This window comes from Thiomonas sp. SCN 64-16 (genome assembly GCF_001725585.1).
In the GTDB taxonomy this organism is placed as follows: Bacteria; Pseudomonadota; Gammaproteobacteria; order Burkholderiales; family Burkholderiaceae_C; genus Thiomonas; species Thiomonas arsenitoxydans.
On sequence record NZ_MEGQ01000071.1, the window covers coordinates 1 to 15,468 of the forward strand.

The 15,468-nt window shown below is 65.6% G+C and carries 10 protein-coding genes and 2 pseudogenes; 3 read left to right on the forward strand and 9 right to left on the reverse strand.

Annotated features, from left to right (window positions below):
- Positions 1-156 precede the first annotated feature (156 nt).
- Positions 157-1,449 (forward strand): MFS transporter, encoded by a 1,293-nt coding sequence (locus ABT24_RS14525; RefSeq protein ID WP_276733000.1) that lies wholly within the window; start codon positions 157-159, stop codon positions 1,447-1,449.
- Positions 1,450-1,469: 20 nt separating this feature from the next.
- On the opposite strand, the gene ABT24_RS14530 is transcribed toward ABT24_RS14525, so the two are convergent.
- A complete protein-coding gene (locus ABT24_RS14530; protein WP_156053828.1) occupies positions 1,470-1,751 on the reverse strand; it encodes a BTH_I0359 family protein in 282 nt (93 codons plus the stop codon).
- Between the two features lie 377 nt (positions 1,752-2,128).
- Here ABT24_RS14530 and ABT24_RS14535 point away from each other — a divergent pair, with 377 nt between their 5' ends.
- Positions 2,129-3,736 (forward strand): L-lactate permease, encoded by a 1,608-nt coding sequence (locus ABT24_RS14535; RefSeq protein ID WP_276709662.1) that lies wholly within the window; start codon positions 2,129-2,131, stop codon positions 3,734-3,736.
- Positions 3,737-3,784: 48 nt separating this feature from the next.
- On the opposite strand, the gene ABT24_RS14540 is transcribed toward ABT24_RS14535, so the two are convergent.
- Positions 3,785-4,945, reverse strand: coding sequence for a DUF3108 domain-containing protein (locus tag ABT24_RS14540; RefSeq protein WP_276733004.1), 1,161 nt, complete (start codon positions 4,943-4,945; stop codon positions 3,785-3,787).
- A gap of 173 nt (positions 4,946-5,118) precedes the next feature.
- Between ABT24_RS14540 and ABT24_RS14545 the strand changes: the two genes are divergently transcribed.
- Positions 5,119-5,793, forward strand: coding sequence for a PhaM family polyhydroxyalkanoate granule multifunctional regulatory protein (locus ABT24_RS14545; protein ID WP_276733008.1), 675 nt, complete (start codon positions 5,119-5,121; stop codon positions 5,791-5,793).
- A gap of 40 nt (positions 5,794-5,833) precedes the next feature.
- Here the strand turns inward: ABT24_RS14545 and trxC are convergent, their stop codons facing one another.
- The 7 genes and pseudogenes from trxC to ABT24_RS14580 all read right to left on the reverse strand — a co-directional run.
- On the reverse strand, positions 5,834-6,250 hold the full coding sequence (gene trxC / locus ABT24_RS14550; protein ID WP_013124577.1) for a thioredoxin TrxC: 417 nt from the start codon (positions 6,248-6,250) through the stop codon (positions 5,834-5,836).
- A gap of 240 nt (positions 6,251-6,490) precedes the next feature.
- Positions 6,491-6,982 (reverse strand): DUF6790 family protein, encoded by a 492-nt coding sequence (locus ABT24_RS14555; RefSeq protein WP_276733012.1) that lies wholly within the window; start codon positions 6,980-6,982, stop codon positions 6,491-6,493.
- Positions 6,983-7,000: 18 nt separating this feature from the next.
- Complete coding sequence (locus tag ABT24_RS14560) at positions 7,001-7,558, reverse strand: carboxymuconolactone decarboxylase family protein (RefSeq protein WP_276733015.1); 558 nt, start codon at positions 7,556-7,558, stop codon at positions 7,001-7,003.
- Positions 7,559-7,624: 66 nt separating this feature from the next.
- Positions 7,625-8,467 (reverse strand): helical backbone metal receptor, encoded by an 843-nt coding sequence (locus ABT24_RS14565; RefSeq protein ID WP_286738141.1) that lies wholly within the window; start codon positions 8,465-8,467, stop codon positions 7,625-7,627.
- A gap of 14 nt (positions 8,468-8,481) precedes the next feature.
- Positions 8,482-9,048: a phosphopantetheine-binding protein gene (locus tag ABT24_RS14570; protein WP_286738143.1), complete on the reverse strand. Its 567-nt coding sequence runs from the start codon at positions 9,046-9,048 to the stop codon at positions 8,482-8,484.
- Positions 9,049-9,408: 360 nt separating this feature from the next.
- A pseudogene (locus ABT24_RS14575) lies at positions 9,409-9,702 on the reverse strand (AMP-binding protein); the annotation flags it as partial.
- A 115-nt stretch (positions 9,703-9,817) separates the two neighbouring features.
- Positions 9,818-15,331: pseudogene (locus ABT24_RS14580) on the reverse strand (amino acid adenylation domain-containing protein); the annotation flags it as partial.
- Positions 15,332-15,468: the final 137 nt, after the last annotated feature.

Consider the following 15,468-nt stretch of genomic DNA (forward strand, 5'->3'; position numbering starts at 1 on the left):
CCTGCCTGGGGCAGTTTGACCGGCCATAAGTGGAGCAGTTTGGGGTGGCCAGCGGGGGTTTGAGATGCTTCACCTCTGTGAGCGAGCGGATGCGGGCCGAATTGGGTAAGCTGCTCTGCTTTGCCCACCGTTGCAGCAAGCAAGCCGATGCCACACATGCTCCGTCATCCTCCTGTTCGTCTGGCCTTGCTGCTGTGGGGGATCGCGGCGGCGGCTTATATGGTGGGGTTTTTCCTGCGGGTCACGCCGGGCGTGCTCAATGTCGATTTGATGCGCGACTTCCATCTGAACGCCGCGCAGTTGGGCAATCTGGCGTCGTTCTACTTCTACTTTTACGCGGCCTCGCAAATTCCGACGGGCATCGCCAACGACCGTTTCGGCCCGAAAATTCTCATCGTGGTCGGGCAGGCGGTGACCGGGGTCGGCGCGCTGCTGTTTGCGGTGGCGGGCAGCTTTGAGTCGGCGGCCGTGGCACGGGCCCTGATCGGCCTGGGGCATGGCGTGGCCTGGGTGTCGTTGCTGGAGCTTTCCGCCGCGTGGTTTGCACCGCGGGTGTTCGGCACCATGTCGGGGTTGTCGCTTGCCCTGGGCACGCTGGGCGCGGTGTTGGCGCAAGCACCTTTGTTGATTTTGTCGCACAGTTTCGGCTGGCGTTGGGTGCTCGGCGCGGTGGGCGTGCTGTGCCTGGGTCTGTCGCTGCTGGCCTTGCTGCGCATTCGCAACCGGCCGGAGGACATGGGGTTCGACGGCTATCTGCCCGCGCGCAAGGCGCAGACGCTGGGCGAGGTCGGACGGGGTCTGGGCGAAGTCTGGCGCTATCGCAACACGGCTTTGCTGTTCATCGCGCCCGGCGGGGTTTGCGGTGCGTTTTTGACCTTCACCACGCTTTGGGGGATGCCGTTTCTGGTGCAGCAGCGGCAGATGTCGGCAGGGCGGGCTTCGTGGGTGGTGGCGTCGATGCTGGTGGCGTTTTCGGTGGGCGGGGTGCTGTGGGGGCGGGTTTCCGACCGGCTGCGTCGGCGCAAATTGCCCTATCTGCTCGGCGGGGTGATGATGCTGGCGGGCTTTGGCCTGCTGGTGGCCTGGCCGCAGGCGCCCTGGAGCTTGTTGTTGCTGGCGTTGCTGCTGAGTTCGGTGGGTTCAGGCGGCATGGTGGTGGGTTTCGCCTGGGCCAAGGAATCAGTGCCGCAGCGGCTGGCGGGTACGGCATCGGGCGTGCACAACACGGGGGTGATGGTGGGCGCGCTGGTGCAGTTGCCTTTGCTGGGCTGGGTGCTCGATCGGTTCTGGACGGGGCAGCAGGCGGGCGGTGCGCGGCTGTATGACGGCACGGCATTTCAGGCGGCCAATGGTGTGCTGCTGGCCTGGATTGCCTTGTCGGTGCTGTGCGTGCTGCTGGCGCGCGAAACTCACGCCCGACCTTATGCCGTGGCGGTGGCCCCGGGCTGAACCCCGCCTGGGGCGCTCATTCAATGCGCATGCAAAGACTGCCGCGAGAGGGCGGAATAGCGGTCGAGAAAATCGTCGATTTCTTCGCTGCTGGGCTCTTGGGCGATGAGCTGTTGCACGCTGGCGCGAAACCCTTCGGCTGCGCGGCCGCCCAGAAAAATTTCCTTGCGGGCGAATTTGTCGACGATTTCATACCCGCCGCGAGAGAGGTCGGTTTCGTGGTCAGTTCGAGACTCCTGCGCGCCCGACCAGTCGAGCTGCAGGACACAAAAGGCGTCTGAGTCATAGATCATGGTTTGCATGGTGGTTCTCCGCTGGTTGATGAGGAGATGTGGACATCGAAGCAAAAAACAAGCCCGACAAAAACGCGCAACTTTGTTAAATGCACAACGCCCGGCGATGGGCTTGCGTTGACCGCCGGTTTGTCCATCCGGGTCTGCGCGGAGGATTGCCAGTGCGCATCGCAAATCTGTGTTGACTGTCATCGCTCACCTGCAACAAGACGTAAGAATTACCGCGATTCGCTTGCTCGCCTTGCAGAGCGCTCATAGGCTTGCGGCGCTGCACAAACCAGACTTCGCAACGGACGGATTACTGGCGTGTGCGGGGATTTCACTGTTCACATCGCACATTGATAGGCCCGGAGCGCGCACAGCGAGCCATCGGGCGGGAGACAAGCATGTTTCATCAAATTCTGACCCCGGTGGGCGGCGCTTTGCTGCCCTCGTTTTTGGTGGCGGCCATTCCGATTGCCATCGTGCTGTTGATGCTGGGTGTGCTGCGGCGACCGGCATGGCAGGCGTCTGCGGTGGGCTTGGTCGCGGGACTGATCATTGCTGTTGGCGTTTGGCAGTTGCCGCTGGGGCTCGCGTTCAATGCCGTGGCGCTCGGCGTGGTGTTTGCCTTGCTGCCGGTGATGTGGATCGTGTATGGCGCGTTGGTGCTCTACAACGTGGCGGTCAAGTCGGGCCGGTTTGAAATGTTTCGCCTGTGGATGCTGGAGCATCTGCCCAACGACCGTCGGCTGGTGTTGCTGGTAGTGGCGTTTTCCTTCGGTTGTCTGCTCGAAGGGATAGCGGGCTTTGGCACCCCGGTGGCGATTACCAGTGCCTTGCTCATCGGCCTGGGCTTCCCGGCGCTGGAGGCGCTGACCTTCACCCTGATTTTCAACACGGCGCCGGTGGCGTTTGGCGCGTTGGGCGTGCCGCTGACGGTGTTGGGCGCGGTAACGAGCATGCCATCAGAGCCGCTGGCGGCGATGGTGGGGCGACAGTTGCCGTTTTTTGCCTTTCTGTTGCCGTTTTATGTCATTGCGATTTACGGAGGGCTGCGGTCGATCCGCGCCTTGTGGCCCGCTTTGCTAGTGGCCGGCGGCAGCTTTGCGCTGGCGCAGTTCGTCTCATCGAACTTCATCAGTTATCAGCTGACCGATGTGCTGGCTTCGATGTTCTCGCTGATTCTGACGGTTGGTTTTCTCAAAATCTGGAGCCCGGCCCCTGACCCGGAATTCGCCATTGCCCGCCCGGTGCGCGCGCCGAATGAAGCGCGCGTGGGCTATGGCGGCTGGCTGCCCTGGGTGGTCATTACCGTGGTGGTGATTTTCTGGGTCTATGCCAAGATTTTTGCGTTTGGCGAGATCAAGGTGCTCTGGCCGGGCCTGGACAAACAGGTGTTCATCACGCTTTACAACAAGCCGTACGTGGCCTTATGGGACTTCCAGCCTTTGGGCACGGGCACGGCCATTTTGTTGTCTGCGGTGATCACGGCGGTGCTGGTGCGGCTGCCGGTGGGGGAGTTTTTTGCGGCGATGCGCGATGCCTGGGTGCAGGTGCGGATTGCGGTGCTCACGGTGTGCATGATCGTCGGTCTGGCCTTTTTGCTTAACTATTCCGGCATGAGTTACACGCTTGGGCTGGGAGTAGCCGGTGTCGGCGCGCTATTTCCGCTGGTATCGGCCTTTCTCGGCTGGGTGGCGGTGTTCCTGTCGGGCAGCGACACATCGGGCAATGCGCTGTTCGGCAATCTGCAGGTGGTTGCCGCGCGGCAGCTGGGCTTCGATCCCGTGCTGATGGCGGCGACCAATTCGTCCGGCGGGGTGATGGGCAAGATGATTTCGCCGCAGAACATCGCCACGGGCGTTTCGACTACGGCGCTCAAGGGCAAGGAGGGCGTGGTGTTCGCCCGCACCTTCAAGCACAGCGTGTTTCTCACCTTGCTGCTGGGCATCCTGGTGTATCTGCAGCAGCATGTGCTGACCTGGATGATTCCGGTGTTGCCGCCGCATTGAGTCGTTCTCTTTTCCCCGCCGCACACGCCGCGCTCTGCGCGGCGTTTTTCATGGCTTGGCCGATGCTGGGGCCGCTGTGCCAGCTTGTTCGGCGTGGTCGAGAGTGAAAAGCAGATAGCTATCAGCGGAATGTTGCAGGCGGATTTGCACGGGCAGGTTTTGCAGCTGCGGCGACAGCCAGATTTGTGCGCCGAGTTCGTTGGCCTGCGTGGCCTGCCGCACGATATGCCAGCAGGGCAGTGATCCGATCGGGGTATCCACGATATCCATGCCGGCGATGGTGAAGGCCCAGTCCGCCATGCCGCTGGGTCGGGCCACGGCGAAGCTGAGCGTGGCGCCGGGGTGGAAGTCGTCGGGAGCGACGCTGAGGCGGTTGGCGAGTTGCAGAAACAGGCTGGCGCTGTCTTGCGCATGGGGCGGCAGGGGCAGCACGCTAGGGGTGGCGCTGAAGTGCAGGGTGTTGTCGCCGCGGTCGAAACGCACGGATTTCTCGCGGGTGAACACGCGCTCGGTGTACTCCGAGGGCGCGAGCCAGTCGCCTTCGATGCGGCCGGTGCTGCGGTAGGAAAAGCCGATCAGCGCGCTGCCGGAGAGGCGGGCCTCGTAGTGGTCGCCATCGACCGTCCAGACCAATGCACCGCTGCCGTGCAGGTGGCCGCGCCAGTAGCCGGTGATGGTGTAGGACAGCCGGGTGGAGGGTGGCCAGGGACGCGGGGCCGCGCCTGAGGCCGGTGCACTGGCCGTGGGGGCCGGGCTGGATTCGGTGGGGATGGGACGCGCGGGCTGGCTGACTTGGTCTGCTGGCGCCAGGTCACCCAGGCTGGTCGCGGCGGCCAGAAGCGGCGCCGATGTGGGCGGCGGTGGCGCGCTGAGGGCCTGCACCGGAGCCGGAGGTGCCTGCGCGGGGGAGGCGACGGTTTCGGCTGCGGGCTCGGGAGCGGGCTTGGGCGCAGGCTGTAGCGCCGGTGGCCGTTTCGCCTTGGCGGGCTTGGGCGGCGACGCGGGCGCAGGGCGTGGCGCAGTGACGACGGGGGGCGTGGGTTTGAGAAGCTGGGTGTAGATCGGCTCGGGCAGTTTGCCAGCGGCCAGTGGGCGGAAAGCGGTGCCGAGCCAATCGAGCGCGGCCAGATGCAGGGCGACCACCCCCAGCGCGAGCAGCGCGATAGTGCGCCAGCCCGGCCGCCCGCGGGTACGCCGATCGGTCGTCATGGCCAGGGCCTCGTGGCGAGCCAACGGCGTGCGGCGAAGTGGCTTGGGCGGGGAAACATGCCTGCTATTTTGCCGTTCGCTTGGGAGTGCTCGCGGGGCGGATGCGGGTTCTCGCTTGGCCGCGCCGCGCGTATGCTGCACCCATCCCCCGCACAACGCATGAGGAGGCCGTCATGGCGCAAATTCCCGAGTTCAAGGATTTCATTCCCGGCATGGAGTTTTTTCAGACCCTGCTCAAAGGCGCGGGCATGCCTTCGCAGTTTGCCAACTGGGTGGCGCCGACCCTCGATGTGGAAGAGATCGAGCAGAAGATCACTGACCTCAAGGCCGTGCTGAGCTGGCTGGAAACCAATGCTCGCATGACGCAAAACATGATTCAGGCACTGGAGGTGCAGCGCATGACCTTGCGGGCGCTCAAGACCATGAATGTGGATATGCAGGACTTTGCCAAGGGCATGGTGGCCGAGCCGCCACCGGCGCCCGCCGCCGTGCAGCCCACGGAAGCGCCGCAAGCCGAGCCGGCTAAGTCCGCCGAGCCGCCGCCGCAGGCCGCGGCGGGTGCATCGCCGCTGTTCGACCCGATGCAGTGGTGGAACGCGATGACCCAGCAGTTCACCGAGTTGGCGAGCCAAGCGTTGCAGGAGAACGGGGCAACGCCTGCGGGTTCGGCCGCGCCGGTGAGCTCACCTAAACCTGGGGCGAAGAAAGCGGCAGCGAAAAAACCGGCTGCAAAGACTGTGGGCCGTGTGGCCCGCAAAACGCCCGCCCGGCCCGCACCGCCTGCGGCCAAACGCGGCAAAGCGGCATTCAAGGCAGCAAGCAAAGCGACCGGCAAAGCGTCGCGTTGAGTCGCAAGCCGATTCGGAGGGGCGCGACTTATGCGCCGACTTATGCGCCCACCCAGCGCACCAGTTCTTGCGCCGGCATGACGCCGGACTGGCGTTTGACTTCCTGCCCGCCGCGGTAAAGCGCCAGGGTGGGAATGCTGCGAATGCGGCTGCGCACCGACACCTGCGGATTGGCGTCGGTGTCCACCTTGGCCAGCACCGCCCGGCCTTGAAGCTGGATGGCCGCCTGGGCGAACTGCGGCGCCATCATCTTGCACGGGCCACACCATTCCGCCCAGAAGTCCACCAGCACGGGCAGCTCGCTTTTGGCGATGAAGCGCTCGAAGTTGGCATCGGTCAGGGTGACGGGGGCGGCCGGGAGGATTTCCTGACCGCATTGCCCGCAGACCGGGGCGTCCTTCAGGCGGTCGTCGGGAACGCGGTTGAGCGTGGCGCAGTGGGGGCAGACGATGAGCATGGCGGTTGTTCCAAATAGCAATACCGTGAATATGCGGCAAGGCCAGACGGTTTTCAACCCAGAGGTTCAGAGAACCCCGCCGGGCCGCCCCAAGGGGTTCTCGCCCCCCTGGGGGGAGAGCCGAGCGCAGCGAGGCTTTCGGGGGGTGCTGGTCAGAGAACCCCGCCGGGCCGCCCCAAGGGGTTCTTGCCCCCTTTGGGGGGAGAGCCGAGCGCAGCGAAGCTTTCGGGGGGGTATTGATCAAAGCCGCGAACGGGCAAATACGCTGCGGTGTCGCTGCGCACGGAACTGCCAGACCAGCAGGGCAAAGCCGACTACCGGCAGGAGCAGATCACCGGGCCGGAACACGCTGACCGCGCCCGCCGGTGTGCCCAGCAGTGCACCGACGATCCAGACCGTGGGCCCGAGCAGCGCGGCCAGCCGCATGCCGATGCCGCCCCAGGCGCTGGCCACGCCTACCGCGGCAAACCCTGCGGCGGCCAGGCCGATCTGAAAACCGGCCGGGTCTGGGGCCGCGTGCGGCAGCAGATGTTGCAGACTCACGCCCAGAAAACCCACGCCGACGGCGCACAGCAAAAACCAGCGCAGCAGCACTTGCGCCACCCGCAGATCATGCCGCGCGCGTTTGGTGATGAGCAAGGCCAGCGCTCCGAGCACGAGGCCGATCACGATCAGGGTGAAGGTGCGGTAGTGCAGCGCCTGTTGCGCAAACAGCGGCCAAAATGCGCTCATGCCGTCCCCTTTTTTGCTTCAGTGCGCCGCGTCCGACTCTGAGCGGTCTTCTATGCCCACGTCGAGCGCCACCAGGAACCGCGACACCATGTTGTACGTGGCGACCACGCCGACGAGCTCGACCACTTGCTTGGGCGACAGCAAGGCGCGGACGGCGGCGAAATGCGCTTCGCTCACCCGCACTCGTCGGGTCATGTCGTAGGTGAGCGCCAGCACCGCGCGCTCGCGGGGGGAAAACGCCAGCCGGTTTTCCGCCGCCGCAGGGATGTCGTGCAGCAACGCAAGCTGCTCGGCGCAGCCGCCGGCGGCCAGAAACAGCGGGGCGTGATGCATGAATTCATACTCGGCCCCATTGAGTCGCGCCACGACGCAAATGGCGAGTTCGCGCAAATCGGCTTCGAGCTCCAGCTCGCCGCGCACCGCGCCCAGCAGGCCATTCCAGCCGCGCGCGAATGCGGGGCTGTGCAGCAGCATGCGGTCGAGGTTGAGCAGTTCTCCGCCGCGTCGCTGGCGTATGGCGGCTACCAGTTCTTCGGGCTCGGCGTGGTGTTGCGGCAAATAGGCGATGCGCGGCATGATGGAAACATAAAGAAAATGGAATGGCTGGACTGTAGCCCCGCTTGGGCGCTGAGGCCAGCGGCTTCAGCGCGCCAGTGCGGCGAGTTGCCTGAGGCCGTCGATGGCGCGCACGCCGTACCAGCTGGCCCATTCGCCGGGGATGCAGCGCACGGTCGGGTGCAAGCCGCGCGCGGCGAGCAGGCTGCGCACTTCGGCCGCATGCCGGGCGCCGAAGCGATAGGGCTCGCTGGACAGCAGCACCTCGTCCACCGCGCCGAACCAGTCTGCCGACCAGTCGAACACCGGATAGCGGGTGCGGCCGGGCTGATGCAGGCCATCCCCGCCCAGCACCTCGGGCAGGGTGTGCCAGCGCACGGCGGCGAGGCTTTGGCTGATGTAGGTATCGCGCGCCACGGTCATCCACGGATCGCGCCAGATGAGGTAGAGCACCTTGCGCGGCGCGCCGGGGCGGGTTTGCACCTCCTCCAGTACGGCTTGCAACTGCTGGCGCAGGGCGGCGACGCGCTCGGTCACGCCGGGCAGGCTGCCGAAGGCCGCGCCGAGCTGGTCGAACAGGCTCAGATTGTCTTGCGGGGCTTGCGGATGGGTGACGATGATGTGGGGCACGAAGGTGCGCAGCGCGTCCACGGTTTCGCGGGTGTTTTCGTCGATGTTGACCAGCACATGGGTGGGCTGCAGCGCGCGCAGGGCGTCGAGGTGAACGTCTTTGGTGCCGCCGACCTTGGGAATGGCGCGCACCTCGGCGCGGGGATGTACGCAGAACCCGGTGCGGGCCACGAGGTGCTGCCGCAGCCCGAGGGCGAACAGGGTTTCGGTCAGGCTGGGAACCAGGCTGGCGATGCGCGCCTGGGCGTCGGCTGCGGCAATCGGCTGGCCGAGGGCGTCGCAGACGGGCACAGCGGGCATGGCGGGCGCCGGGCTCAGACGGTGTGAGGTTCAGCAGCGCTAGGGCGGGCGAGCTGCCCCAGGCTTTCGAAAATCAGCCGACGCGGGGCGATGCGCCAGCCGAGCTGCTGCTCGATGGCGATGACGGCGCGCATGGCCAGCAGGGAATGTCCGCCCAGATCGAAGAAGTTGTCGGTGAGCTGCACCCGCTCGACGCCGAGCAGCTCGCGCCAGATGGCGGCGATTTGCTGCTCTTGCGGCGTGGACGGCAGGCGCGCGGCCTGGCGCGTGTGCGCCGCCGGGGCGGCGGTTTGGGGTGCGGGTAGTGCGGCGCGGTCGAGCTTGCCGTTGGGCAGCAGGGGCAAAGCGTCGAGTGGCACGAGGTGCTGCGGCACCATGTAGTCGGGCAGGCGCGCGCGCAGGGCCTGGCGCAGATCGGCCGGATTGGGCGCGGCGCCCGGTTTCGCCACGAGGTAGGCTACGAGGCGCACGTCTTCCGGGGTGGGGGCGTAAGTGGTGAGCACGCAGGTGGCCACGCCGGCTTGCTCGCGCAGCGCGGCTTCTATCTCGCCCAGCTCGATGCGAAAGCCACGAATTTTCACCTGGTGATCAAGACGGCCTAGGTGTTCGAGCTGGCCGTCGTGCCGCCAGCAGCCGAGATCGCCGGTTTTATAGAGCGCCCCCAGACCTGCCGCGTTCGCGTCAGGCCCCCCGAGGGGGATGAGGCCCGCGGCCCCAAGCTGCCCTGTGGCAGCATGGACGGAGCCGAATCCGAGCGGCTTGCAAGCCGCGAGGTGGACAAGAAAACTTGGGGCGGCCCAGCGTTTTCTCATGAGACGGGCCTGGGGATCGACGCTGAAAGGGTCGGGGATGAAGCGCTCGGCGGTGAGTTCGGGCCGCTGAAAATAGCCCAGCGAAACGCCGGCGCCGCCGATGTGGATTTCGCCCGGCGTGCCGATGGGGCAGAGCTGGCCCTGCGGATCGAGTATCCAGACCTGGGTGTTGGCGATGGGGCGGCCGATCACGATGGGCTGCCCCGGCTGCACCCGCCAGCAGGTGGACCAGACGGTGGTTTCGGTCGGGCCGTACAGGTTCCATACTTCGGCGCAGGCGGCGAGCAGACGCGGCGCCAGATCGGCGGGCAGGGCTTCGCCGCCGATGAAGGCGCGAAGTCTGGGGGGACGGGAGGGCTCGGGGTTGCCGGGCCAGCCGACGTCGAGCAGCATGCGCCAGGTCGAGGGCGTGGCCTGCAGCACCGTGGCCTGGCTGGTTTGCAACAGGTCGCGTAGGGCAAAGGGATCGCGCGACTGGGCGGCCCACGGTCAGCGGCAACAGCAGTTCGAGCACGGCGATGTCGAACGAGAGCGTGGTCACGGCGAGCAGGACGTCGTCGCTTTGCAGCCCGGGTTCGCGCGCCATGCTGCGCAGAAAATTCACCACGGCGCGGTGCGGCACCTCCACCCCCTTGGGCCGCCCGGTGGAGCCTGAGGTGTAGATCAGGTAGGCCGGGTCGTCGGGGCGGGCGTCGCGGGCGGGGTCGGGCGGGAGGGGGGCGTCGCGGCGAAGTCCGGCTAGCGGCGCGCTGTCGAGCGCGAGTTGCGGCACGTCGGCATTGGCCAATAGCGGCAGCAGGGCGGTCTGGGTGAGCAGGCAGCGCAGCTGAGCATCGGTGGCCATGTAATGCAGGCGCTCGGGCGGAAAGCCGGGGTCGAGCGGGACATAGGCGGCGCCAGACTGCAGCACGCCCAGCAGCGCGGCGAGCATGTCGGCGTGACGGTGCAGGCACAGCCCGACGCGGTCGCCGCGTCCCACGCCCATCTGGCGCAGATGGTGGGCGATGCCCAGCGCGCGGGCGTGAAGTTCGCCGTAGCGCAGCGTATGGCCCAGCGCGTCGGTGAGGGCGAGGCGGCTGCGGCGGTCAGGCGCGTCGAGCTGCAGCGCGGCGGGCAGGGTGAGCGGCGCGGTCAGCGGCTGCGGCGTGGCGTTCCACTGATCGAGCACGGCACGCTGGGCGGGCGTGACCAGGGCATGACTCGACACGGGCAGAGCGGGTTGCGCCAGCAGTTGCTCGGTGAGGAAAACATAGCTGTCGAGCAGGCGCTGCGCGGTATCCAAGCTGAACAGATCGGTGGAGTATTCGAGCTGGATGTGACGGCTGAATTCGGTATCGACGTGGATGGACAGGTCGAACTGCGCGGAAACCCTATCGAAGTCGAAAACTTCGTAAGTGAACGGTACGTTTGCCAGTTGGCCGATGGGCGCATTAAGCACGTTGAACAGCACCCGTACCAAGCCCTGTGGCTGGTCTGCACGTTGGGCTTCGAGCCGTTCGACCAGCTCGTCGAACGGGGCGTCCTGGTGAGCGTAAGCCGTGAGCGCGGTGTCGCGCACTTGCTGGACTAGCTGGTCGAAGGTGGCTTGCGGCTCGACGGTATTGCGCATCACCAGGGTGTTGACCAGGGTGCCCACAAGCTGCTCGGTCGCGGCATGGTGGCGGTTGGCGATGGGCGTGCCGACGGCGATGTCGGTGCTGCGGCTCAGGCGCGCAAGCAGCACGTTGAAGCTGGCCAGCAGCAGCATGAAAGGGGTAGCGCCGTGGGACACGCCGATGTGTCGTAGCGCCTGAATCAAAGACTCGGACAACTGCGCATGTAGCGTGCGCCCCCTGAAACTTGGTTCGGATGGGCGCGGAAAATCGGTTGGCAAAAGAAGATCAGTTAAGCCCTGCAGCCGTTCCACCCAGTAAGCCATGTGAGCCTGACGTGCCTCAGCGGCGCGCGGGCTGCGTTGCTCGATTGCGTAATCAGAATACTGAGTCGTCAGTTCTGGCAGGCCCATCTTGGACGGATCGGTCTGGCCTTGATGCAGCCGGGAGTAAATCTTGAGAGCGTCTCGTGTCAGCACAGATATCGCCCAGTTGTCGGAGATGGTGTGGTGCAGGATCCAGAGCAGCACATGCTCGTTTTCCCGCGTTCGCAGGAGAGCAACGCGGAAAAGCGGTGCAGTGGCAAGATCAAAAGGCTGGGCAGCAAACGCTTGCGCTATCTGTCTGGCGGTTTGCTCACGATCGGATTCGTCTATCCCTCGCAGGTCGATGAATTCCAGACTCGCAGGTGACGCAGGAAGAATGATTTGCGCGGGCTCCTGATTTCGCAGGGCGAACTGGGTGCGCAACCCTTCATGGCGCGCGATCAGAAGATCGAGGGTCTGTCTAAACAAAGACAGATCAAGAGTTCCTCGTAGCCGCAACGGCGCGGTGATGTTGTAGGCGACCGAATCCGGATGAAACTGCTGAATGACCCACATACGACGTTGAGATAACGAAGTCGGCAAATAGCCAGACTCGCAGTCGCCCGAGGAAGAGATCGAGACAAGTTGCCGCATGCCGGAGCGCGACGTCGTTGATGCAATCGCGGAATACTCTTCGGCACTGATTTCTGGCGTGCTTGTTTGTGCAAGACGTGGCTGTCGAAGCGACTCTGTCTCGAAGCCTAAGTTGTCTGCGCCCTCAGCAGGCGAATCTCCGACCGTGACGATATTTGGGAGGGCGTGCTGATCCAGATAAGCAGCGAGTTTGTCGATGCTCAGGTAAGTGAACAGAAGCGCCAGGGGCAGTTCAAGTCCGAACTGGGTTTGGATTCGAGAGCGCACTTGGGTGAGGGTGAGCGAGTGACCACCCAAGTCGAAAAAGTGATCATGCACGCCAAAGTCATCGGTGTGCAGCACTTCACTCCAGATAGCCCACAGGGTCTTTTCCGTAGGAGTATTCGGTAATGTCCGCGCCTGCGCCTGGGCGGTAGAAAGACACTGCGGGGTGGGCAACGCCCGCTTGTCAATTTTTCCGCTTGCAGCCAATGGCATGGCGGTCAAAATCTGCCATGAGCAGGGCATTGCATGGTGAGGCAGCAAGGTCTGTAGGGACTGCTGCAGGGTGCTCAGAGAGGTCTGCTGTTGGCCTTCGCGCCAGACGACATAGGCGGCCAGTTGCGGATCGTTTTCGCGCGGCTTCCAGGAAACGACCGCCGCTTGCGCCACGGCGGGGTGGGCGGCGAGGCGGCGTTCGATTTCGCCGATTTCGATGCGAAAGCCGCGGATCTTGATCTGCTCGTCATTGCGGCCGACGAGGTGCAGTTGGCCGTCGGCCGACCAGTAGCCTAGATCGCCGGTGCGGTACAGGCGCTCACCGGGGCAGAAGGGGTCGGGCAAAAAGCGCTCGGCGGTGAGTTCGGGCTGGCCGAGGTAGCCCCGGGCCACGCCCAGACCTGCGATGCAGATTTCGCCGGTGACATCGAAGGGCATTTGGCGCAACTGCTCGTCGAGCACGTAGGCGCGGGTGTTGTCGATCGGTCGCCCGACGGGCAGGTTGCCGCGCGTCTGGGTGATGGGGCCGTCCACGACGTAGAGTGTGCTGTCTTCGGTGGTTTCGCTCGGGCCGTAGTAGTTGAGCAGGGTGGCCTGCGGCAGCAGCAACTGAAAGCGCGCGGCAAGGGCGGCGTCCAGCGGCTCGCCGCCGAACTGAACGTAGCGCAGGCTGGTGCAGGCGGGCAACTGGGGGTCGTCCACCAGCGCCCGGGCGGTGGAGGGCGCGAGGGTGAGGTGGGTGATGCCCTGTTCGCGCACGGTTTGCAACAGGGCGGGCAGATCGCGCTGCAGGCCGGGCGGGGCGAGGTGAACCGCCGCGCCGCAGATCAGGGGCATGAAAAATTCGGAGATCGACGCGTCGAAACTCAGCGAGGATTTTTGCAGCAGCCGGTCGTGCGCTCCGAACTGGAGCACGCGGGCGTTCCACAGCTTATGGTTGCACAGGGCGCGGTGCGGAATCATCACGCCCTTGGGTTGCCCGGTGGAGCCCGAGGTGAAGATGACCAGGGCGAGGTCGTCGGGGGTGCTTTCGGTGACGGGGGCGTCAACGTCGCCGTAGGGCGGCGTCAGATCGGCATCGAGAAGTTGCGGCGTCTCCGAAGCCGCGGCCGCTCGCACGGCAGCGTGCAGCGACGGCTGCGCGAGCACGACCCGGGCTTGGGTATCGAGCAGGATGCGCTGCAGGCGCTCGGGAGGCAGGTCGGCGTCCAGCGGAACGTAGGCGCCGCCGGCCTTGAGCACGGCGAGCAGGGCCACGACGAGTTCGACGCGGCGTTCCATGATGACGGGAACGAGCACGTCGCGTTGCACCCCCAGACCGCGCAGGGTGTGCGCCAGCCGGTTGGCCGCCTGCTCTAGCTCGGCGTAGCTCAGCTGGGTGTCGCCGAAGCGCACCGCAACCGCCTGCGGCGTGGCGCGCGCCTGTTCGGCGACGAGCAGGTGCATGCACTGCGGCGCCGGGCGGGGCTGGGCGGTGCGGTTCAGCGCGGCCAGTGCGGCGCGCTCTTGGGCGCACAGCAGGTCGAGATCGCGCAGACGGTGTTGCGGATGGCCGATGAGTTCGGCCAGGTGCTGATCGAGGCGGGCGCTGAGAAATTCGGTATGCCGCAGCACGGCAGGGGCGCGGGGGTCGATCACCAGATCGATGGGCCGATTTTCGGAGTCGCCGTATTGGCGCACATAGGCGGCGATCGGCGCAAACCCGGGTTGTCCGCGGAAGGGGGCGAAGGACAGGCGGGCGTTTCCCAGCGTGGCGTGCGGATCGAAGTCTTCGAACGACACCATCAGGTCGAAGGGCATGCCTGCGATGCCCTGCCGGTGCGGCTGTCGCGCCAGGGCGCGGTCGAGCGGATATTGCTGATGGCGCAGGATCTGCCGGGTGTCTTCGGCCAGCGCGCGCATGAGGCTGGGCAGACTGTCGTCGTCGGCGGTGTTGAGTCGCAGGGGCAGGGTGTTGGCAAACAGACCGACGGTCTGTTTGTCGAGGGCGTCCTTGCGGTTGTGCAGCGGCATGCCGATGAGCACATCGGCTTGTCCGGTCACGCGCGCGATGTACGTTGCCAAAAAAAAGTGGACGCCCTGCGCCGGGGTCAGGCCCTGTTCGGCCGCCTGTTGCAGATAGTGCGCCCAGGTCGATGGGCTAACGCGCCACTGATGCACCAGCGGTTCGGGTGGCGTTTGAAGGTCGGGGGCCGAAACCGCGGCCAACGCTTGGGCGCCTGCGATGCGTTGCTGCCAGAAGGAATGGTCTCGCTCGAAGCGGGCGGACTGCAGGTAGGCCTGCTCTCTTTCGAGGAACCGTGCGTAGTCGGGTCCGGGCTGCGGCGGGGCGCTCAGGGGATTGTCCAGCAGGTCGTTGTAGCGTTGAGCGATGCGCTGACCGACCCGCATGACGCCATAGCCATCGAGCAGAAGGTGGTTGAAGCACAGCAGCCAGGCGTAGCGCTGCGCGGCGGTGCGGTACAGGGCGGATTTCCAGAGGAGGGGGCCTTGCGGGGGCGTAGGTTCGGTTTTGATCGCCTCGATGGCTTGCGCGGCGAGCTGGGCGGCGCGGTCAGGGTTGTGGGTCTCGGCGAAAAAGTCGGTGTAGGGCAATCGCCAGGACTGCGCCGAGGTGATTTGCCACCGCGGGCCTTCTGAGGAGTGCCCCCAGGGCCAGGCTGCGCCCAGCCCGCCCCCCGAGGGGGTCAAGGAAACTTGGGGCGGCCCGGCGTTTCCTTGAGAGGTCTCGACCACGCGGGCGCGCAGCATGGGTTCGGCGGCGGCGACTTCCTGAATGGCGCGCTGCAACACGAGCACATCGAGCGTGCCGTCGATGCTCACGGTCAGGCCGATGTTGTAGATGGCGCTGCCGAGCAACTCCTGGCGCAGCAGAATGTCTTGCTGGGTTTGGCTCAAGGGCCAGTGCTCGTCACAGGCTCGGGGCGTGGCGTCGGCGTCTGGGAGATGGCTCAAGAGCGTGGTTGACATGCAGAGAGAGGAAGTCGGGTGCGGCAGAGACGAATTTTCTGCTGTTTGCGGCATCTTAGGAGGGGCTTGATGACGGTTGACTTCAACTCGGGCGGGACTGTCCGGATTTTTGTGTTCGAGGCGCTGGGAGACTTTTCCACGGCGTCGGTCGGCGCTTGCGACGAACCGAGCGACGCGGTGGGAAAGTCGGT